Genomic DNA, 18935 nt, shown 5'->3' on the forward strand with positions numbered 1-18935 from the left:
CCCCCCGGGAAGCTTCCGTGACGTACGACCTCACCGCCCTGCGCGCCGGCATCCCCGCGCTGGCCGCCGGCACCGCCCACTTCGACGGCCCCGGCGGCACCCAGACGCCGCGCCCCGTCATCGAGGCGATCGCCGACGCCCTGGCGCGCCCGCTGTCCAACCGGGGCAGCCTGCTCCCCGGCGAGCGCCACGCCGACACCCTCGTCGTCGAGGCACGCCAGGCCCTGGCCGACCTGCTCGGCGCCGACCCGGCGGGGATCGTCTTCGGCCGCAGCGCCACCCAGCTCACCTACGACATGGCCCGCACCCTCGCCGCCGGCTGGTCGGAGGGCGACGAGGTGGTCGTCACCCGGCTCGACCACGACGCCAACATCCGTCCGTGGGTGCAGGCCGCCGAACGGGCCGGCGTCACCGTCCGCCGCGCCGACTTCGACCCGGCCACCGGGGAGCTGACCGCCGACCACATCCGCGCCCAGCTCTCCGACCGCACCCGCCTGGTCGCGGTCACCGCCGCCTCCAACCTCATCGGCACCATGCCCCCGGTCACCGAGATCGCGCGGCTGGTGCACGAGGCGGGCGCCCTGCTGTACGTCGACGGTGTGCACCACACGGCGCACGCGCCGGTGGACGTGCGGGTACTGGGCGCGGACTTCTTCGTCTGCTCGCCGTACAAGTTCCTCGGCCCGCACCACGGCGTCCTCGCCGCATCCCCCGAGCTGCTGGAGACCCTGCGCCCGGACAAGCTGCTGCCCTCCTCGGACGCGGTGCCCGAGCGGTTCGAGCTGGGCACCCTGCCCTACGAGTTCCTGGCCGGCACCCGCGCCGCCGTCGACGTCCTCGCCGGGCTCGGCGGGCCGGCCGACGGCGGCCGCCGGACCCGGCTCGGCGCGGCGTACGAGGCGATAGGGGCGCACGAGGCGCGGCTGCGGGCCCGCCTGGAGGAGGGCCTGGCGGCCCTCGACGGGGTGACCGTCCACTCCCGGGCCGCGCGCCGCACACCGACCCTCCTGCTCACCTTCGACGGCCGCAGCACCGAGGACGCCTACCGCTTCCTCGCCGGACGCAACGTCCACGCGCCCTCCGGTCACTTCTACGCCCTGGAGGCCTCCCGCCACCTGGGCCTCGGCGACACCGGCGGCCTGCGCGTCGGCCTCGCCTGCTACACCTCCGACGAGGACGTCGACCGTCTGCTCGACGGCCTGGGCGACTTCCTCAAGCAGACCCCGGCCGCGCACTGACACGACGGCCCGCCGGCGCCGTACATCCGGCGGCGCCGGCGGGCCGTCCGTGCCATCGTGGACGCATGACCGTCGAAGTCCGCCCAGCCTCGGAGTTCGAGGACGTCCGTGCCGTGCTCGGTCCCAAGTCCCCGCAGGCGAACGTCTGCTGGTGCCTGAGCTACCGCATCCCCTCCACGCGCAACCGTGAGCTGCGCGGCCCCGCCCGAGGGGAGTACGTCGCCGAGCTGCTCCGCTCCGGCACCCCCCTCGGGGTGCTCGCCCACGAGGACGGCGAGCCCGTCGGCTGGGCCGCCGTCGCCCCGCGCGCGGACACCTCCTTCGCCCGCAACCGCAAGATCCCGCACGTCGACGACCTGCCGGTGTGGTCCCTGTGGTGCATACGGGTGCGCCCCGGCCACCGCGGCAAGGGCCTCTCGCACGCCCTGATCGTCGGCGCCGTCGAGTACGCCCGCGCGCAGGGCGCCCCCGCCGTCGAGGCCTACCCCCTCGACAACGGAGACGCCCGCGTCGACCTGACGATGGCCTATCCCGGGCTCCGCGAGAACTTCGAGCGGGCCGGCTTCACCCACGCCGCCGACACCACCTCGGTGCTGGCCGGCCACCCCCGCGTGCTGATGCGACTCGACCTGGGCTGACGGCGGACGCGCACGGCACGGGCGGCCCGGCTCGGCAGAGCGGCACGCGAGGGCGCCCGCCTCACGCGTACAGCGCGGCGATCTCCTCCGCGTACGCCTCCTGCGCCGCCTTCCGCTTGACCTTCAGCGACGGCGTGAGCAGGCCGTTCTCCTCGCTGAACTCGCCCGCGACGACGACGAACTCGCGGATGGACTCCGCGCGCGAGACGGCCTCGTTGGCGTAGTCCACGGCCTTCTGCACGTCGGCCCGCATACGCGGGTCGGCGATCACCTCGGACATCGGGGTGCCGGCGGGCATCTTGCGCACCGACAGCCAGTGGGCCACCGTCTCCGGGTCGAGGCTGATCAGCGCGGCCACGTAGGGACGGTTGTCGCCGACGACCAGGCACTGTCCGACCGGCGGACGGCTGCGCAGCCGGTCCTCCAGGACGGCGGGGGAGACGTTCTTGCCGCCGGAGGTGACGATGATGTCCTTCTTGCGGCCGGTGATGGTCAGATAGCCGTCCTCGTCGAGCGCGCCGAGGTCCCCGGTGGCGAACCAGCCGTCGCGCAGCACTTCATCGGTGGCCGCCGGGTTGTTCCGGTACGACCCGAAGACGATGCCGCCCTTGATCAGCACCTCGCCGTCGTCGGCGATGCGCACCGCCGTGCCGGGGACCGGCCGGCCGACCGTGCCGGGGCGCGGGGACAGCGGCGGGACGACGGTCGCGGCGGCGGTGGTCTCGGTGAGGCCGTAGCCCTCGTAGATCATGATGCCGGCCGCGTAGAAGAACAGGTTGAGGTCCTTCTCCAGCGGGGAGCCGCCGCTGATCGCGTACCGCAGGCGCCCGCCGAGCTCCTTGCGGACCCTGCGGTAGACCAGCAGGTCGTACAGCGCCCACGCCGCGTACAGGCGAAGGCCGGGGCCCTTGCCGCGGCCGAGGAAGCGGTCGAGGTGCGCCCGCGCGAAGCGGACGGCGATGCGATGGGCGCGCTCGAACGATGCCCCGCGCCCGATCTTCTCCGCGGTGGCCCGCCCGGTGTCGTGGATCTTCTCGAACAGGTAGGGCACGCCCACCACGAACGTGGGGCGGAACGACTTGAGCGCGGGCCGCAGTTCGTCCGGCTTGATGCTCGGGCAGTGGCCGGTCTCGATGCGGGCCATCAGACAGGAGATCTGCAGGGTGCGGCCCAGGATGTGGGCGAGCGGCAGGAACAGCAGCGTCGAGGCGGTCTGGGAGGTGACCGCCTTGAAGACGGGGTGCAGCAGCTCGACCGTGTTCGCGGACTCGGCGTACAGGTTGCCGTGGGTCAGCACGCAGCCCTTGGGGCGTCCGGTGGTGCCGGAGGTGTAGCAGACGGTCGCCACCGTGTCGGCGGTGAGGGCGGCGCGCCGCTTGGTGACCTCCTCGTCCGGGACGTCCCGGCCCCGGGCGACGAGGTCGTCCACGGCGCCCGCCTCCAGCTCCCACACCTCGGGCGGCGCGTCCACGGCGGCGGTGCCGGCGCGGACCGTGGCGGTGTTGTCCGCTGTCTCCGCGACGACGTACCGGACGCCGGCGTCCCGGACGATCCACTCCACCTGCTCGGCCGAGGAGGTGGGGTACACCGGCACGGTCTGCCCGCCGGCCGCCCAGATCGCGAAGTCCAGCAGTGTCCACTCGTACCGCGTGCGGGACATCACGGCGACCCGGTCGCCCGGCTCGAGACCGGCCGCGACCAGGCCCTTGGCCACGGCGGTGACCTCCCCGGCGAAGGCCGCCGCCGTGACCGGGCGCCACGCGCCCCCTTCCTCGCGGCGCAGCACGACCGCGTCGGGCGCCTCGTCCGCGTTGGTGAACGGGATGTCGGCGGTCGTGCCCGTGACGGGATGCGCGGCCAGGACCTCCGTGCGGACCTCGCGGACCGTGCCGCGCTCGTCCTTGAGGGTCTCGACCGTTGTGCGGCCCGCCAGATCGGCCCGTCGTTTCGCCCGTTTCAGATCCTTGCGTACGCCCATGACGGCTCCCGGTCGCGGCTGACTGTCCTGCTGGTGCTGTCCGTACTTGCTTCCGTGCTTACTTACTCGGGAGTCAACTTACCCGTGCGTAAGGACGAGTCAACGGTCCGGGGGTGATCAGTCCAGGCCGTCCGCCGTACGGATCGCCTCCGCCAGCTCCCGCACGTCCGCGTCCTCGGTCCGCGCGGCCAGCGATTCGGCGCGCTCGGACAGCTCACCGAGACCGGGGGCGCCGGGCAGCGAGCCCTCCCGGTGGCCGTCGGCACGCAGCGCGTCGGCGAAGTACGCGGCGGTCGCCGTCACCGTCAGCCGGGGCCGCGCCCGCCACACCGACTCCGCGAGCCCGTCGGCCTCCAGGTCGCCGGTCTCCTCGTGCGGGGTACGGCTGTCGGGGTCGAGCCAGCGCACGGTCGCCGTGGCGAGGTGCCCCTCGGCGCCGGGCCGGGTGCGTACCGCGTACAGGGCGGTCACGGTGTGGCCGGGGCCGACCTCGCCGCCGTCGACCCGGTCGTCCCGGAAGTCGTCGTCGGCCACCCTGCGGTTGTCGTAGCCGACCAGGCGGAACTCGGCGACCGTCTCCGGGTCGAAGGCCACCTGCGCCTTGGCGTCACGGGCGGTCAGCTCGATGTTGCGGGGCAGCTCCTCGCAGAACACCTCGCGGGCGTCCTCCTCGTCGGACACGTACACGGTGTGCCCGTCGCCCCGGTCGGCGAGCTGCTCCATGAGCGCGTCGCCGTAGTCGCTGCCGACGCCGACGCCGAACAGGGTGATGCCGTGCTCCCGCCGGGACTCGGAGATCCGCTCCAGGATCGCGCCGGCCTCCGTCTCGCCGGTGTTGGCGAGGGCGTCGGACACCAGGACGACCCGGTTGGTGGCGCCCTTGCGCAGTCCCTCCACGGCGGTCTGGTAGCCGGTTTCCACGCCGGCGCCGAGGTTGGTGGAGTCGGTCGGCTCCAGGCTGTCGATCGCGTCGTGGATCTCGCCCCGGTTGCCGTCGAGCCGGGTCATGGGCAGCACGGTCTCCGACTCGCCGCTGAAGGTGACGAGGGCGACCGAGTCGTCGTCGCGCAGCCGGTCGGTCATGGTGCCCAGCGCCTCCCGGGCGAGGTCGAGCCGTCCCGGTTCGCCCATCGATCCGGAGACGTCGACGACGAACGTCAGGGCCGCGGGCGGCCGTTCACCGTCCGCGTCGGCGGTCCGGGTGGCGAGCCCGACCCGCACCAGCGACCAGCCCTCCTCGTCGGTGCGGGCGCCGTCCACGGTGACCGTGAAGCCGTCGCCGTCGGGGCGCGGGTAGTCCTGCCGGAAGCTGTTGACGAACTCCTCCGGGCGCACGGTCGACGGGTCGGGCAGCCGGCCCTCGTCGAGGGTGCGCCGGGCGTAACCGTAGGAGGCGGTGTCGACGTCCAGTGCGAACGTCGACAGATGGTCCGGCTCCGGGGCCACGTCCCGTGACTCCTGCCCGCCCTCCCGCTCACCGCCCTCGTACCGGCCCGAGCCCTCAGGGCCGGCGGGCGGGCGTGGCACGTCGTGGGTGCCGCCGTCGTAGGAGGCGTCGCTCTTGTGCGCCCCGCTGTCGCCGCCCCCGCTGCATCCGGTGAGCAGCAGCCCGCAGGCCGCGCCGAGTGCCACCAGCACCCCGGCCGGCCGTCGTGTTCCGTGCCGCTTCATCCTGTGTACCCCCTGTGCCGGTCGACGCCGCTGTCAGTGACTGTGACGGCGCGGCGGACGGGATCGTGCGGTACGGGGTGTTGCAGGTGCGTCTCGATGCGGGAACAGCGATGTCCCGGCGAGACCGGTCGGTGATCTTCCGTTGACCTGCGCGGGGCCTGGAACGCGGAGGGAGCGGTGCGACCGAGGGTGGAGTCCCCGGCCGCGCTCGCCGCGAACGACGTCGGCACCACGGGTGGTTGACCAAGTTGGCCATGTTCATGGCGGAGTTGGACGGGTTGTCCCGGTCGTCGACGACGTGCCGGACGGCAGCATCACGCTCTTCGCGCTCCTGGGCCGGCGCCTGCACATCCGGGTGCTCGTGCTGATCGGAGCGGTGATGTCCGCCGCCGCGGTGTGGCTGTTCGTCCTCACCGGCGCCACCGACTCGCTCGCGCTGTTCTTCCTGGCGTCGGCCGTCGCCGGGGCCGCGTACGCCTTCGACTTCGCGGGCGGGCTCACGGTGCTCAGCCGGTTCGCGCCCGCCCCGCACCGGGCGGGCAGGGTCTCCGGCGGTTACCTCGACGGGTACGCCGCCCAGGGGATCGGAGCGCCCGCGCTCGGCGCCGTGGTGACCGCGCACGGGCTGATGAGCGAGTTGGTGACGGGCGCGGCCGTGGCCGGCGGCTTCTTCGTGCTCGTCGCGGTCGTCGGCCTGGCCGTGCTGACACCCCTGCACCGGGCCGACCGCGAGGCCGCACGCCGCCGCACCGCTGCGGGAACCGGCCCCGGAGGAGTGGGCCCGGAGGAGCACCGGGCCCCGAACGGCGAAGCGCCGTCCGCCCTCCCGCCGGGGGAGTGGCGGACGGCGCACCGGATTGCGACCTGTCACCCGTTCATCTCACCCGTGCGTCGCGCGGGCGCTACGGATTGACGCAACCGATCGTGCCCACCGGGAAGTTGTTGCCGCTGGACGTGGCCGTGAAGCCGAACGACACACTCCCGTCGGGTGGGATCACTCTGTTGTGGTCGGCGTTCCGCACCGTCACCGTGCCGTCCGAACCTGTCGTCAGGGTGCCGTTCCAGGCGCTGCCGATCGTGGTGCCCTGCCCGGGCTTCCACTGCACGGCCCAGCCGTTCAGCGGGGACGTCCCGTGGTTCATCACCTCGACGGAGCCCTGGAAGCCGCCGCTCCAGGAGTTGGTCACGCTGTAGACGGCCATGCACTCACCGGTGTGCGGCGGGTCGGTGGGGTCGGTCGGGTCGGGGGTGGGATCGGTGCCGGGGTCCGTGCCCGAGCCGCGGATGCCCGTGACCTCGCCGTTGCCGCCGTCGAAGACCACGTCGGAGCAGGAGAAGAAGTTCTCCTGGCTGTCCGAGCGCACCCACTGCATGAAGATCAGCGCGTCACCGGAACGGCCCGAGGGAAGCTGCAGGTTCCAGTAGTAGTGGCCCCCGTTGGCGCCCGGGGAGCCCTGCTGGGGCGGGTCGGTGACGGTCTGGATCAGCTGCAGGTCGTTCCACCCCAGCTGCGAGGTGGGCGACCAGCCGGGCTTGGTGATGTACACCCGGAAGTCACCCGGGTGGGCGGCCCAGTTGCTGTACTGCACCTTGATCGTCGAGCCCGACGTCAGATGCGTGCGCGGCCAGTCGGAGCGGGCCGCGTTGTAGGCGGAGAAGTCGTAGGGCGAGCGGTCGCCCGCACTGCACAGCGTGCCGTCCGGGACGTATCCCTGACCGCGTCCGCCGGCCTGGGAGTCGAGGACGGCGAACCAGTTGTAGAGGGCCGTGGCGCCGCTCTGGTTGAGCGCGGCCTTGCAGGCGGGGTTGGTCGGGTCGAGCGCGCCGGTGCCGGTGACGGCGTCCAGTTGGCACAGGTAGGTGCGCGACCCTGGCATCATCGCCACGCCGTGCGCCTGCGCGTCCTTCTGCCAGAGGAAACTGAGACCGAGCCCTCCGAGGAGGGTCGCCAGTACCGCTGCCAGAGAGACCAGTCTGCTTCTCAGAGCCATGGAGTCTCCTGTCCCGATGCTGAGTGCTTCATGGGCGGTGCGAGAGGGGTGGGGAGCCGGGGGTTGAGGCCCCCGCCCGGCCGGGGAGGGCGCCAGCCGGACGGGCGGGGGGATCCAGGGGCCGTCGCGCCACGGAGCGGGGCCGTCCGGCGGCGGGTGCGTGGGCACCCGTCGCCGGTACGGCCGTCCGCGGCGCGGACGGGCGGGGGCGGCGGTCGCGGCTCACGGGCCGCCCCCTCGGCGGGACGTACGGGCTTGCGGGGCCCGCCCCGTCGGCGCGGGGAGGGAAGAGCGGGCCCCGGAAGCGAAGGGGGTCACGGCGGGGTGCGGCCCGCCACGGCCCTCACGCGGTGCGGCAGGCGGTGCCGTTCAGCTGGAAGGCGTCCGGCTGCGCGAAGCTGCCGCTGTAGCTGCCCTGGAAGCCGAAGCTCTGGCTGCCGCCGGCGGCGATCCGTGCGCTGTCGGCGGGTCCGGTGGCCGTGACCGCGCCCGAGGAGGGGGAGACGGAGGCGTTCCACGCGTGCACGACGCTCTGCCCGGAGGGCAGGGTGAAGGCGAGCCGCCAGCCGTCCACGGGAGCCGGACCGTTGTTGGTGACGGTGACGTTCGCGGTGAAGCCGCCCGGCCACACGTTCGTCGCGTACGACACCGTGCAGGCGGCCGGCGTGCCCGGGTCACCCGGGCCGTTCGGGTCGCCCGGGTTCTGCGAGCCGCCCGTGTTCACGGTCGACGAGAAGGAGTTGACCGCGAGACCCGCGCCGTTCTGCCAGGGCTCGAAGCCGGCCTGGACGCTCGTCAGGTACCAGTCGCTGCCCGCCATCCCGCGGGCGACGGTCGCCCGGACGAAGTCCATCACGTCGAAGCTCCAGCTGCTGATCGCGGACGGAGCGACGAACGACAGGACGTCGTTCGTGCCGTTCCCGCCGGACCACACCTCCCAGGTGCGCCCGCCCACGGAGGCCGTGCCGACCTGCGAGCCGATCGGCTGGATCGGCCCCACCCGGTTGAACCAGATCATGATCTCGGTCCGGTTCACCCCGTCGGTGCGGGGCGTCGGGTCCAGCCAGATGTCGTACGAGGCGTTGTACACGGCGTTGTCGACGTAGCTGTACGAGATGCTGCTGGGCGCGGAGGAGATGCCGCTGATCCGCGCGGGGAGCGCGGTGCCCGGCGAACAGTTCGTGTAGTGACAGCCGTTGAAGACCGACGGGTACGACTTCGGCGCGCCGTCGGTCGGCACCGAGCCGTCGGCCTGCGCGACCCGGAAACCGGAGTCGGTGGCGGTGACGCACTGGGTGGCGCTGGTGCCCCAGCGGTTGTTCTGGACGACGTAGCGGCCCTGGACGACGGTCGAGCCGAACTGCTCGCAGATCGTGGTGTCGGCCTGGGCGGGGGCGGTCGCGGTCAGCAGCGCCGCCAGCGCGGCGAGAGCGGTGAGGAGCGCGGCCGACACGGAGCGCAGGGTGCGGGGGTGGTGCCGTAACCGTGGCATGTGGGGGACCTCTCGGGAGGGGGGGCGGGATACCGGCGGGAGCGCTCCCGCCTCCCCATTGATGGGAGCGCTCCCAATGGTGTTCCGGGAGGGGACTGTAGAAGGCGTCCATGTCCCTGACAACCCTGTGCGCGGGAACCCGTCGAACGTCTTTCGAAGTCGCAGGTCAGCGCGATGATCCACTTGACCTCGGACGACGGGAGCGCTCCCGAAAGTTTCGACGCGCGGGCGGTGGCGCGGGATTCCGCACCGGGTCAGGCGGAGCCGCGCAGCACCAGCTCCGTGCGGTGGATGACGTGCCGCCAGGCCGTCGACGGCTCCTCCATCTCCTCCAGGAGCAGCCGCACCATCGTGCGGCCGATCTCCTCCAGCGGCTGACGGACCGTCGTGAGCTTCGGGTCGGTGTGCTGGGCGAGCGGGAAATCGTCGAACCCGATCACCGCCACGTCGTCCGGCACCCGCCGGCCCGCCGCCCGGAGCGCTCCCAACGCGCCCGCGGCCATGGTGTCCGACGCGGCGAACACCCCCTCGATCTCCGGTGCCCGCTCGATGAGTTCGGCCATCGCGCGGCGCCCGCTGTCCGCCGTGAAGTCACCCTGCACGGTCCAGGACTCCGGAGCCTCGACGCCCGCCCGCTCCATCGCCTCCCGGTAACCGCGCAGCCGGCACTGGGCCACGTACATGTCCGGCGGACCCGTGATGGTGGCGATCGCGCGGCGGCCGGTGTCCAGCAGATGCGCCACGGCGGCGCGCGCCCCGCCGGCGTTGTCCGCGTCGACGTAGGTCACGCTCTCGTCCCCCGAGCGCCGCCCCAACAGCACGATGGGCAGGCCCACTTCGGCCAGCATGTCGGGCAGCGGGTCCATCGCGTGCACCGACATCAGCATCACGCCGTCGACCCGGCCGCCGCGCGCGTACTCCACGAGCCGCTGCCGCTCGGCGTCCGTCCGCACCAGGGTGAGCAGCAGTTGCACCTCGGTCTCGGTCAGGGCGTCCCCGACGGACCGCACGATCTCGGAGAAGAACGGCTCGCCGAACTGCCGCCAGTCCGGCTCCGTCATGACCAGCGCGACCGCGTCGGCGCGCCGTCCGGCCAGCGTCCGGGCGGCCAGATTGGGGACGTACCCCAGCTCCGCGATGGCCTGCTGCACGGCCCGGCGGGTCGTGTCCTTGACCCCCGCCGCGTTGTTGATGACGCGGGAGACGGTGCCCCGCCCCACACCGGCGAGCGCCGCCACCTCCTCGAGCGTCGGTGTCCCCGGACGCCGCCTGAGCATGACCACCCCCACGAGATCACCTGATCCTACGGCCCCAGTCATGCCCGTATCGACCTGTCCCGCAACCCGCAAGCGGCGCGGGGCCGTTCGCATCCCGCGCACGGAGTGAACGGCGTGTCCGGACCCTGGACAGGCCTCCCGGCGCCGTGCTCTCATCCCGACTGGGCCTTGCAACGTTGTGAAGACCGAACGGCGAGCCACCCCGCCCGTCCCGCGCACCCCTCCGCGGCACCACGGACGACGATGAACTGGAGCCCGCGCATGCCCGTCACCAGACGCACCCTCCTGGGCGCCGGAGCCGCAGGTCTCGGCGCGGCCGCACTCGGCGGCCCCCTCACCCTCCCCGCCTCCGCGTCCCCGGGGCGTACCGCGGGCACCCTCCCGGACGCATTCCGCAGACTGCCCGCCGGCAGCGTCACCCCGCGCGGCTGGCTGGACGGCCAACTGCGCCTCCAGCTGAACGGGTTGTGCGGCCGCTACGAGGAGATGTCCCACTTCCTCGACTTCGGCACCACCGGCTGGGTCCACCCCGACCGACCGGGCTGGGAGGAACTGCCGTACTGGCTGCGCGGATACGTTCCGCTCGCCGTGGCCACCGGCGACACCGCCGCCCTAGCCAACGCGCGCCGGTGGGTCGACGCCATCCTCGCCACCCAGCAGCCCGACGGCTTCTTCGGACCGCGCGCCCTGCGCACCTCCCTCAACGGCGGCCCCGACTTCTGGCCGTACCTGCCGCTGCTCCAAGCCCTGCGCACCCACGAGGAGTTCACGGACGACGAGCGCGTCGTGCCCTGCCTCCTGAAGTTCCTGCGCTACATGAACGCCCAGGGTCCCGGCGCCTTCGACACGAGCTGGATCTCCTACCGCTGGGGCGACGGCCTGGACATCGCCGTCTGGCTCCACCGCCGTACGGCGGAGCCCTTCCTGCTGGACCTGGCCTTCAAGATGCACACCCTGGGCGCCGACTGGACCGGCCCGACGCCCTCCCGGCACAACGTCAACATCGCCCAGGGCTTCCGCGAACCCGCCCAGTACGCCCAGGTGACCGGCTCCGACGAGCTGACCCGCGCCACCTACCACGCCTACGACACCGTCATGGCCGAGTACGGCAGGTTCCCCGGCGGCGGCATGGCCGGCGACGAGAACTACCGGCCCGGCTTCACCGACCCCCGGCAGGGCTTCGAGACCTGCGGCGTCGTCGAGTTCATGGCCTCCCACGAACTCCTCACCCGCATCACCGGCGACCCCGTGTGGGCCGACCGCTGCGAGGACCTGGCGTTCAACATGCTCCCCGCCTCCCTCGACCCGCGGGGCAGGGCCGTCCACTACATCACCAGCGCCAACAGCGTCGACCTGGACGACCGCGTCAAGACGCAGGGCCAGTTCCAGAACGGCTTCGCCATGCAGGCGTACCACGCGGGCGTCGACCAGTACCGCTGCTGCCCCCACAACTACGGCATGGGCTGGCCCTACTTCACCGAGGAACTGTGGCTCGGCACCGACGACGGGGGCCTGGCCGCCGCGATGTACGCGCCCAGCCGGGTCCGCGCCCAGGTCGCCGGCGGCACCACGGTCACGGTCACCGAGGACACCGGCTACCCGTTCACCGACACCGTCCGCCTCACCGTCTCCACCCCACGCCCGGTTCGCTTCCCGCTGCGCCTGCGCGTGCCCGGATGGTGCCGCTCACCCGAACTCCGGGTCGCCGGACGGCCGGTGAGCGCGCCGGACGGACCGGGCTGGGCGACGGTGACACGCACCTGGCGCGACGGCGACGTGGTCACCCTGCGCCTGCCGCAGCGCACGGAGGTGCGGACCCTGCCGGACCAGCACGGCGCCGTGACCGTCCGGCACGGGCCGCTGACGTACTCCCTCGAGATCGGTGAGCGGTACGAGCGTTACGGGGGTGACGACACCTTCCCCGCGTACGAGGTGCACGCCACCACACCGTGGAACTACGGCCTGGCGCCTCTGCCTCGACCGGAGTTCACCCGCACTCCCGGTCCGGTCCCGGACAACCCCTTCACCCCCGCGGCCACCCCCGTCCGCATCACGGCCGACGCCCGCCGGATCGCCGAGTGGACCGCAGACAACGAGCATGTCGTCACACCGCTCCAGGACAGCCCCGCCCGCAGCGACGCCCCGGTGGAACGGGTCACGCTCATCCCGATGGGCGCGGCCCGGCTGCGGATCACCGCGTTTCCCACGGCGTCCCCGGACGGCCGGCCCTGGACGCCGGAGCCGCCGTACCGCCGGATCGAGAACCGCCACAGCGGAAAGGTTCTCGCCGTGGACGGCATGTCCACCGAGAACAGCGCCCGCGTGGTGCAGTTCGCGAACACCGGCACGGGCGACCACGCCTGGCAGCTGATCGACCAGGGGGAGGGCTGGTACCTGATCCGCAACGGCCACAGCGGCAAGGTGCTGGGTGTCGACGGCAAGTCCACGGCCGACAGCGCACGGGTGGTCCAGGACGAGGACAACGGCACCCCCGACCACCTCTGGACCCTGGTCGACAACGGCGACGGCTGGTACCGCATCCGCAACCGCCACAGCGACAAGGTTCTGGGAGTGGACGGCATGTCGACAGCGGACAGCGCGCAGGTGGTCCAGTTCACGGACAACGGCACACCGGACCACTTGTGGCGCTTCATCTGAAGCGCCCCGAAGGGGCGCGGGGAAGTGCGCGATAAGCCCTCACGGACCCGCAGGGAACCACCCTCTGGGGCGCGGGGAAGTACGCGATAAGCCCCCACGGACCCGCAGGGAACCACCCTCTGGGGCGCGGGGAAGTACGCGATAAGCCCCCACGGACCCGCAGGCAATCACCCTCTGGGGCGCGGGGAACTGCGCGATAGCCCCCCCGCGCACCCGCAGGCCATCACCCTCAGGGGCGCGGGGAACCGCGCAACCAGCCCCGGCCCCCACTCACCCGCACCCCAGGACGCCCCACCCTACCCCGCGCGGCCCGAGCGCCCCGCACGAGATCTCCCGCCGCCCCCTCCCACCCAGGCCACCTGAACTCAAACCCCGCATCAGCCAACCGCCCCGCCACAACCCGCCGACTCTTCAACAACAACTCCGTGTCCGAGCGCAGCGCAACCGCCCCCACCTCCGCCATCCACCGGCTCGCCGGCAACCCCACCGGCACCCCCCAAGCCCCCCGCAGCACCCGCATGAACTCCCGCTGAGGCAGCGGACCGGGCGCGGCGAGGTTCACCGCGCCCTCCACGTCCTCCCGGGCGATCAGGAACTCCACCGCCCGCACGAAGTCGTCCTCATGAATCCAGGACACGTACTGCGCACCGCCGGCGACGGGCCCGCCCAGCCCCAGCCGGACGAGCCGCGACAGCACGTCGAACACCCCGCCCCGGTCGGGTGCTCATCACCATCGCCGCCCGCAGGGCGACCTTCCGCGTGTCCGGGGTGGCCGCCTCGGCCTGTGTCCGCTCCCAGTTCTTGGCGATCTCGACGCTGTACGCCCAGTAGTCCGGCACGCCGCTCTCGGTGCCGCCGATGACACCCGTCGCCTCGTCGTCGGCGGCGTCGAACCGGTGAGCGTAGATCGTCGCGGTGCTCATCTGGAGCCACACCTTCGGCGGCCGGCGAGCCGAGGCGATCGCCTCACCCACGACCCGCGTGGAGCCGACACGTGAGTCCATCATGGCGCGCAGATTCTCCGGGGTGTACCGGCACGAAACGCTGCGCCCCGCCAGGTTGACGACGACGTCCGCGCCGTCGACCACCTCGGCCCAAGGCCCCAGGCTGACCCCGTCCCACGCGACGTCCTGAGGGCGGCGAGGCTGCCGGGTCAGCACGACCACCTCGTGCCCGGCCGCGCTCAGCGCACGGTCCAGCATCGTGCCCACCTGTCCGGTTCCCCCGGGCATGACGATCTTCATCGGACCCCTCCGGCCTCTTGGGTGTCCTCACCCTATCCCGCATTTTTGAACGCGTTCAACAGTGGGCCTCGACGGACCGAGAACGGCCGGAGAGCGGAGGCCGGCCCCTACGCCTGCGAGGCGATCTGGATCAGGTTCCCGCACGTGTCGTCGAAGACGGCGGTCGTGACCGGGCCCATCTCCAGCGGCTCCTGGGTGAAGCGGACGCCGAGCCCCCGCAGTCGCTCGTACTCCGCCCGCACGTCGTCCACCGCGAATGACGCGAGGGGGATGCCGTCGGCCACGAGGGCGTCGCGGTAGGGCTTGACCGCGGGGTGGTGGGACGGTTCGAGGAGCAGCTCGGTGCCGTCCGGCTCCTCGGGTGAGACGACGGTGAGCCACCGGTCGGTCTCGCCCAGCGGCACGTCGTGCTTCTTCACGAAGCCGAGGACGTCGGTGTAGAAGCGCAGGGCCTTCGTCTGGTCGTCGACGAAGACACTGGTCAGATGGATCTTCATGAGGGGTCCTTCTCCGGTGTGGGGGTGTGCGGGTCGAGCCAGCGCTCGGTGATGTGCCGCAGCGGCGCGACGTTCAGGTCGTGGAACTTGTACCGGCCCTCCCGCCGGGTCTCGACGAGCCCGGCGGCCTCCAGGACGGCGAGGTGCTGCGACACCGCCTGACGCGAGATGCCGAGCCCGTGCTTCATGCTCAGACGCGCACAGATCTCGAACAGTGTCTGCCCGGACTTCTCCGTCAGCTCGTCGAGGATCGTGCGGCGGGTCCCGTCCGCCAGAGCTTTGAAGAGGTCGTCGGCCATACCTCCACTATAGGCAAGTGCTTACTTGCCTATCAATGCGGAAGCCGCCCCCGCCGAGCAGACGGGGGCGGCGGTCGGGTGGGCGTCAGCCGCGGCCTCCGGACGCGGCGTCCCTGCGGAAGAGTCCCGACAGGGACAGTGCCCCCGGTCCGAAGAACACCAGCAGCAGGAAGCCCCAGCAGAACAGCGCGGGGGACAGTCCGCCGTTCTGGAGGGGGAAGAGCCCGTCCGGCTGGTGCTCGGTGAAGTAGGCGAAGGCCATGGCGCCCGAGCTGAGGAACGCGGCGGCCCGGGTGAGAACCCCGAGGAGGATCAGCGCGCCGCAGACCAGCTCGATCACCCCCGCGTACCAGAACGGCCAGTCGCCGGCGGGCGTGGCGTCCCGGTCCAGCACCCCGAACAGGGTGGCCGCGCCCTCACTGGTGAACAGCAGCCCGATGACGATACGGAACAGGCCCAGGACCATCGGCTGTTGACGGTCGAGCCGGTCGGTGATGCCCATGGTGGAACTCCTTGCAGTGGCCGGTGCGCAGGGCAGGGAAAAGGGGACGGCGCGGAGGCCGTCCGCCCCCACTAACGTGCGTGCCGGGCGCGCTGTTCAGCGGTTCAGGGCCTGGTAGGACACAGGTCGGCAACAGTCCTCCGGGCGGCGGCCGGCAGACTCGTCCCCCATGAGCGACAGAGCTGTCCGCCCGGCCCGCCCCGCGGGTGGGAGCGGGCCGACCTCACCGGACACGACGGGACGGACACGGCTCCTGGCAGCGGTCGCGGCGCTGCTGACCGTCGGGGCGGGACTGGCCCTGCGCGCGGTGACGACGGGCGACGTCGCCAAGTACGGCGGGGACGCCCTGTACACCCTTCTGATCCTCACTCTCGTCGTCCTGCTCGCCCCGCGCTCGACGCCCGCGCGGGCGGCGGGCATCGCGCTCGCGGTGAGCTGGGCGGTGGAGCTGTTCCAGCTCACCGGAGTCCCCGCCGACCTGTCCGCCCGCAGCACCGCCGCCCGCCTGGTCCTCGGCTCGACCTTCAACGCACCGGACCTGTTCTGGTACGCGGCCGGCGCGAGCGCAGGCGGGCTCGTACTGCGCGCGGTCACCCGCCGCAGACCCTCGGCGTAGGCCGTCCGCCCCCGCGATTCGTACGGGAGCCGGGCGGCACGGAGCGCCTCGGACCCGCCGTCCGTCCCGCAGCCGAAGCGGCTCCCCGGGAAGCGTGACCGGAGGCCCCGGTCGTGGGACACGGCCACCACGGCGCCCGGATACGCGGCGAGCGCCGCCTCCAGGTCCTCGACGAGGTCCAGCGCCACGCGGTCGGTCGGCTCGTCGAGCACGAGCAGGTCCGCCGGGCGGGTCACCAACCGGGCGATCGGCAACCGCCGTTGCTGACCGCCCGCGCACCGGGGCGGACGGAAGTAGAGGCGCACGCGCCCACCTTGACAAGGCGATCCGCCTCGTCTCAAGTAGAGCCCGATTCCGGCGCCCGGCGGCCCTCGTCCGTCGCGGCCTTTCGCCGCCGGTGCGCCGCCGCTTTCGCGTTGTTGCCGCAGCGCCGCATGGAGCACCACTGGCGGGGCCGGCCCGAGGGCGGGTTGAGGTAGAGCATCCGGCACACCTCGGACGCGCACCTCGTCAGCCGCTCCCGGCGCGACGCGTCGGACACGAGGTCGATCAGGTCCCGTGCGACCACGGACAGCAGGGCGTCCTCGGGGAGCAGGGCGCTCCCAGGTGCCGGTCGCACGCTGTCGGGCGTCAACTCCAGCCTGGGTGCGGGGGGTTCAGGGGCGGCCAGTTCGTTGACCAGGTTCACGGACGCGGGGGAGGGGCGGCGCCCGTCCAGCAGCGACGACGCGATGTCGTACGCCGCGTCCCGCAACGCGTGCAGCGACCGCAGCAGCGCGTCCGGGTCGTACCCGGGCGCCGGAGTTCTGCGACACCCTGCCCGCCGACATGACGTCGTCCATGCACAACGACCTCGAACACGGCCACCGTCTCGAACTGCCCTGGCTCAGCGGGGGAGTGGCCGACCTCGCCGACGAACTCGGTGTCCCCGCGCCCCGCAACCGCACGGTCGCCGACATCCTCTCCCCGTACGTCGACGGCGCCCCGGCCGACTCGTGAGGAAGCCGTCGGTCAGTCGGCCGTGGCCCGGTTGAGACGCACGGACGACCAGAAGGCCGCGCCGATGAGGGTGACCCCGATCAGGCCGGTCACGATGTCGTTCACCTCGTAGCGGATGCTGACGAGCAGAACGGCCGCGAGGGCGCCGATCGCGTAGTGCGCGCCGTGCTCCAGGTACACGTAGTCGTCCAGCGTGCCCTGGCGCACCAGATACACGGTGAGCGACCGGACGTACATCGCGCCGATGCCGAGGCCCAGCGCCATCAGCACGATGTCGTTGGTGACGGCGAAGGCGCCGATCACCCCGTCGAAGGAGAAGGACGCGTCCAGCACCTCGAGGTACAGGAAGGTGAAGAAGGCGGCCCGGCCGGCCAGCGCGACCCCGGAACGCCCGCCCCCGGCCTCGCCGTCCTCCTCACCGCCCTGCTCCCTCTCCAGCCTGGCCTCGAAGAAGCCCGACAGCCCGTGCACCACGAGATAGGTGACGAGTCCCGCGGCCCCCGAGACCAGCACCGTCTGCGCCTTGTCGGCATGGTGGCCGCCGTGCTGGTGGGCCTGGGTGGCGAACGTCATCGCGGTCGCCAGGAGCACGACGAGCGCCACGCACACCGACAGCATGTCGATCTTGCCGAGCCGCGCCAGGGGCCGCTCCACCCGGCCGATCCACTTGGTCGCCCGGTCCTCCAGGATGAAGTCGAGGAAGATCATCAGCAGGAACATGCCGCCGAACGCCGCGATCGACGGATGGGCGTCGGTGACCAGCTCCTGATAGCGCTCCTTGTCCGTGAGTGCCAGATGCACGGCCTCCTGCGGAGCCAGCCGGGCGCTCACGGACACGATGACCACCGGGAACAGCAGCCGCATGCCGAACACGGCGATGAGGATGCCGACGGTGAGGAAGATCCGCTGCCAGAAGGCGTTCAGTTTCTTGAGGATGCCGGCGTTGATGACCGCGTTGTCGAAGGACAGCGAGATCTCCAGTACGGCGAGGATGGCGACGATCCCGAGCGCCGCCCACCCGTCGTACAGCACCCCGCCCACCAGCCCGACGGCCGTCACGGCGAACGCCCACCGGAAGGTCTTCCACAGCACCCGGCACTCTCCCTTCTCCCTCGCCCTCGCTCGGACGACGGATTGGGCTCCAGTGCCCCTTCCCACGGCCTCCGTAACGCGAGGACCGCGCGCATCCACCGATCACCGGCACGGTGTCACGCGCTCACCGCGTTGGGGGCGGCCGGAGGGCCGGAGCACCGCTAGGCTGTGCCGAACGCCCGTACGGCAGTTGACGCAGGGAGCCGGATCGATCGTGTTCGCCCTGCTCGGCTTCGCAGCCCTCGTCGCCACTCCTGTGTGGGCCGTCGCCGTGGTCATCAGACTGCTGTCCGTCGTCCTGCCGGGCCGGCGCCCCGACTGGGGCGTGCCGTTGCTGCGCTGGGGCGCCGGCATGGCGGCGGCAGCCGCGGTCATGCTTCTGGTCATGGCCCTCGGTGCCGTGCAGCTGTCCGACCACGAGTCCCGTTCGGGGACGGACTCCTTCCCCCCGCCCGCCTGCCGCGACGCCGCCCCTCACCTGGTGGAGCAGATCGTCGGCCATCGCGCGTCGTACCTGCCTCCGGCCTTCGACTGCGTCCTGGAGGACGGGACGACGTACCCCGGTCCCCCGTACGGGTGGCTCAACGGGCTCGCCGTCACCTGCGTGGTGGTCTCCGCCCTCTTGGCGGCGGGGGCCCGGTGCGCCACCCGTCGGCGGACGACGCGACAGGTGCGCGTGCCGGACCCCGAAACGGTGGGCTGAGCCCAACGCCGGACTTCGGCGCCGGGGCCCGGCCCGGGCC

16 protein-coding genes and 3 pseudogenes are annotated in these 18935 nt (G+C 72.5%); 7 read left to right on the plus strand and 12 right to left on the minus strand.

Annotated features, from left to right (window positions below; genetic code table 11):
• The first annotated feature begins 17 nt into the window (after nucleotides 1–17).
• Complete coding sequence (locus ACQY0Z_RS30075) at nucleotides 18–1238, plus strand: cysteine desulfurase-like protein (protein ID WP_439813123.1); 1221 nt, start codon at nucleotides 18–20, stop codon at nucleotides 1236–1238.
• A gap of 65 nt (nucleotides 1239–1303) precedes the next feature.
• Nucleotides 1304–1876, plus strand: coding sequence for a GNAT family N-acetyltransferase (locus tag ACQY0Z_RS30080; RefSeq protein ID WP_254586808.1), 573 nt, complete (start codon nucleotides 1304–1306; stop codon nucleotides 1874–1876).
• Nucleotides 1877–1937: 61 nt separating this feature from the next.
• Here ACQY0Z_RS30080 and ACQY0Z_RS30085 read toward each other — a convergent pair whose 3' ends face one another.
• Both ACQY0Z_RS30085 and ACQY0Z_RS30090 read right to left on the minus strand, forming a co-directional pair.
• Complete coding sequence (locus ACQY0Z_RS30085) at nucleotides 1938–3854, minus strand: AMP-dependent synthetase/ligase (protein WP_254586809.1); 1917 nt, start codon at nucleotides 3852–3854, stop codon at nucleotides 1938–1940.
• A 117-nt stretch (nucleotides 3855–3971) separates the two neighbouring features.
• Entirely contained in the window at nucleotides 3972–5525 is a 1554-nt protein-coding gene (locus ACQY0Z_RS30090) for a vWA domain-containing protein (protein WP_347224728.1), read from the minus strand.
• A gap of 298 nt (nucleotides 5526–5823) precedes the next feature.
• On the opposite strand from ACQY0Z_RS30090, the gene ACQY0Z_RS30095 reads away from it, so the two are divergent.
• On the plus strand, nucleotides 5824–6438 hold the full coding sequence (locus tag ACQY0Z_RS30095; RefSeq protein WP_347224727.1) for a hypothetical protein: 615 nt from the start codon (nucleotides 5824–5826) through the stop codon (nucleotides 6436–6438).
• Here ACQY0Z_RS30095 and ACQY0Z_RS30100 read toward each other — a convergent pair.
• The 3 genes from ACQY0Z_RS30100 to ACQY0Z_RS30110 all read right to left on the minus strand — a co-directional run bounded on the left by ACQY0Z_RS30100 (nucleotide 6428) and on the right by ACQY0Z_RS30110 (nucleotide 10285).
• On the minus strand, nucleotides 6428–7516 hold the full coding sequence (locus ACQY0Z_RS30100; RefSeq protein WP_189900671.1) for a lytic polysaccharide monooxygenase auxiliary activity family 9 protein: 1089 nt from the start codon (nucleotides 7514–7516) through the stop codon (nucleotides 6428–6430). The genes ACQY0Z_RS30095 and ACQY0Z_RS30100 overlap by 11 nt on opposite strands.
• A 343-nt stretch (nucleotides 7517–7859) precedes the next feature.
• Nucleotides 7860–9008: a GH12 family glycosyl hydrolase domain-containing protein gene (locus ACQY0Z_RS30105; protein ID WP_189900673.1), complete on the minus strand. Its 1149-nt coding sequence runs from the start codon at nucleotides 9006–9008 to the stop codon at nucleotides 7860–7862.
• A 254-nt stretch (nucleotides 9009–9262) separates the two neighbouring features.
• Nucleotides 9263–10285: a LacI family DNA-binding transcriptional regulator gene (locus ACQY0Z_RS30110; protein WP_254588626.1), complete on the minus strand. Its 1023-nt coding sequence runs from the start codon at nucleotides 10283–10285 to the stop codon at nucleotides 9263–9265.
• 261 nt (nucleotides 10286–10546) lie between these two features.
• Between ACQY0Z_RS30110 and ACQY0Z_RS30115 the strand changes: the two genes are divergently transcribed.
• Nucleotides 10547–12943, plus strand: coding sequence for an RICIN domain-containing protein (locus ACQY0Z_RS30115; protein WP_347224726.1), 2397 nt, complete (start codon nucleotides 10547–10549; stop codon nucleotides 12941–12943).
• A 229-nt stretch (nucleotides 12944–13172) separates the two neighbouring features.
• Here the strand turns inward: ACQY0Z_RS30115 and ACQY0Z_RS30120 are convergent.
• The 4 genes and pseudogenes from ACQY0Z_RS30120 to ACQY0Z_RS30135 all read right to left on the minus strand — a co-directional run bounded on the left by ACQY0Z_RS30120 (nucleotide 13173) and on the right by ACQY0Z_RS30135 (nucleotide 15485).
• Nucleotides 13173–14187: pseudogene (locus tag ACQY0Z_RS30120) on the minus strand (TIGR01777 family oxidoreductase).
• 107 nt (nucleotides 14188–14294) lie between these two features.
• A complete protein-coding gene (locus tag ACQY0Z_RS30125) occupies nucleotides 14295–14684 on the minus strand; it encodes a VOC family protein (protein ID WP_189900681.1) in 390 nt (129 codons plus the stop codon).
• Nucleotides 14681–14983, minus strand: a complete 303-nt coding sequence (locus ACQY0Z_RS30130; protein ID WP_189900683.1) for an ArsR/SmtB family transcription factor — start codon at nucleotides 14981–14983, stop codon at nucleotides 14681–14683. Before ACQY0Z_RS30130 ends, ACQY0Z_RS30125 begins: the two co-directional genes overlap by 4 nt.
• An 85-nt stretch (nucleotides 14984–15068) precedes the next feature.
• Nucleotides 15069–15485: a DoxX family protein gene (locus ACQY0Z_RS30135; protein WP_189900685.1), complete on the minus strand. Its 417-nt coding sequence runs from the start codon at nucleotides 15483–15485 to the stop codon at nucleotides 15069–15071.
• A 169-nt stretch (nucleotides 15486–15654) separates the two neighbouring features.
• Between ACQY0Z_RS30135 and ACQY0Z_RS30140 the strand changes: the two genes are divergently transcribed.
• Entirely contained in the window at nucleotides 15655–16101 is a 447-nt protein-coding gene (locus tag ACQY0Z_RS30140) for a DUF2809 domain-containing protein (protein WP_254588296.1), read from the plus strand.
• A 65-nt stretch (nucleotides 16102–16166) separates the two neighbouring features.
• Here ACQY0Z_RS30140 and ACQY0Z_RS30145 read toward each other — a convergent pair.
• Nucleotides 16167–16370: pseudogene (locus tag ACQY0Z_RS30145) on the minus strand (ABC transporter ATP-binding protein); the annotation flags it as partial.
• A gap of 68 nt (nucleotides 16371–16438) precedes the next feature.
• On the minus strand, nucleotides 16439–16876 hold the full coding sequence (locus ACQY0Z_RS30150) for a CGNR zinc finger domain-containing protein (RefSeq protein ID WP_439813392.1): 438 nt from the start codon (nucleotides 16874–16876) through the stop codon (nucleotides 16439–16441).
• Between the two features lie 29 nt (nucleotides 16877–16905).
• Between ACQY0Z_RS30150 and ACQY0Z_RS30155 the strand changes: the two are divergent.
• Nucleotides 16906–17100 (plus strand): annotated as a pseudogene (locus ACQY0Z_RS30155) (ketopantoate reductase C-terminal domain-containing protein); the annotation flags it as partial.
• 12 nt (nucleotides 17101–17112) lie between these two features.
• Here ACQY0Z_RS30155 and ACQY0Z_RS30160 read toward each other — a convergent pair.
• On the minus strand, nucleotides 17113–18192 hold the full coding sequence (locus ACQY0Z_RS30160; RefSeq protein WP_347224725.1) for a DUF475 domain-containing protein: 1080 nt from the start codon (nucleotides 18190–18192) through the stop codon (nucleotides 17113–17115).
• Between the two features lie 214 nt (nucleotides 18193–18406).
• On the opposite strand from ACQY0Z_RS30160, the gene ACQY0Z_RS30165 reads away from it, so the two are divergent.
• A complete protein-coding gene (locus tag ACQY0Z_RS30165; protein WP_381728468.1) occupies nucleotides 18407–18895 on the plus strand; it encodes a hypothetical protein in 489 nt (162 codons plus the stop codon).
• Nucleotides 18896–18935 lie beyond the last annotated feature (40 nt).

The organism is Streptomyces sp. P9-2, from assembly GCF_051903975.1.
Taxonomy (GTDB): domain Bacteria; phylum Actinomycetota; class Actinomycetes; order Streptomycetales; family Streptomycetaceae; genus Streptomyces; species Streptomyces cellulosae.

What these genes read in the sequence shown, in the direction of transcription:
- ACQY0Z_RS30105 (WP_189900673.1), bottom strand. Translation starts at nt 9,008, where the DNA reads ATGCCACGGTTACGGCACCACCCCCGCACCCTGCGCTCCGTGTCGGCC.
- ACQY0Z_RS30115 (WP_347224726.1), top strand. Translation starts at nt 10,547, where the DNA reads ATGCCCGTCACCAGACGCACCCTCCTGGGCGCCGGAGCCGCAGGTCTC.
- ACQY0Z_RS30130 (WP_189900683.1), bottom strand. Translation starts at nt 14,983, where the DNA reads ATGGCCGACGACCTCTTCAAAGCTCTGGCGGACGGGACCCGCCGCACG.
- ACQY0Z_RS30085 (WP_254586809.1), bottom strand. Translation starts at nt 3,854, where the DNA reads ATGGGCGTACGCAAGGATCTGAAACGGGCGAAACGACGGGCCGATCTG.
- ACQY0Z_RS30090 (WP_347224728.1), bottom strand. Translation starts at nt 5,525, where the DNA reads ATGAAGCGGCACGGAACACGACGGCCGGCCGGGGTGCTGGTGGCACTC.
- ACQY0Z_RS30080 (WP_254586808.1), top strand. Translation starts at nt 1,304, where the DNA reads ATGACCGTCGAAGTCCGCCCAGCCTCGGAGTTCGAGGACGTCCGTGCC.
- ACQY0Z_RS30135 (WP_189900685.1), bottom strand. Translation starts at nt 15,485, where the DNA reads ATGGGCATCACCGACCGGCTCGACCGTCAACAGCCGATGGTCCTGGGC.
- ACQY0Z_RS30125 (WP_189900681.1), bottom strand. Translation starts at nt 14,684, where the DNA reads ATGAAGATCCATCTGACCAGTGTCTTCGTCGACGACCAGACGAAGGCC.
- ACQY0Z_RS30140 (WP_254588296.1), top strand. Translation starts at nt 15,655, where the DNA reads ATGAGCGACAGAGCTGTCCGCCCGGCCCGCCCCGCGGGTGGGAGCGGG.
- ACQY0Z_RS30110 (WP_254588626.1), bottom strand. Translation starts at nt 10,285, where the DNA reads ATGCTCAGGCGGCGTCCGGGGACACCGACGCTCGAGGAGGTGGCGGCG.
- ACQY0Z_RS30100 (WP_189900671.1), bottom strand. Translation starts at nt 7,516, where the DNA reads ATGGCTCTGAGAAGCAGACTGGTCTCTCTGGCAGCGGTACTGGCGACC.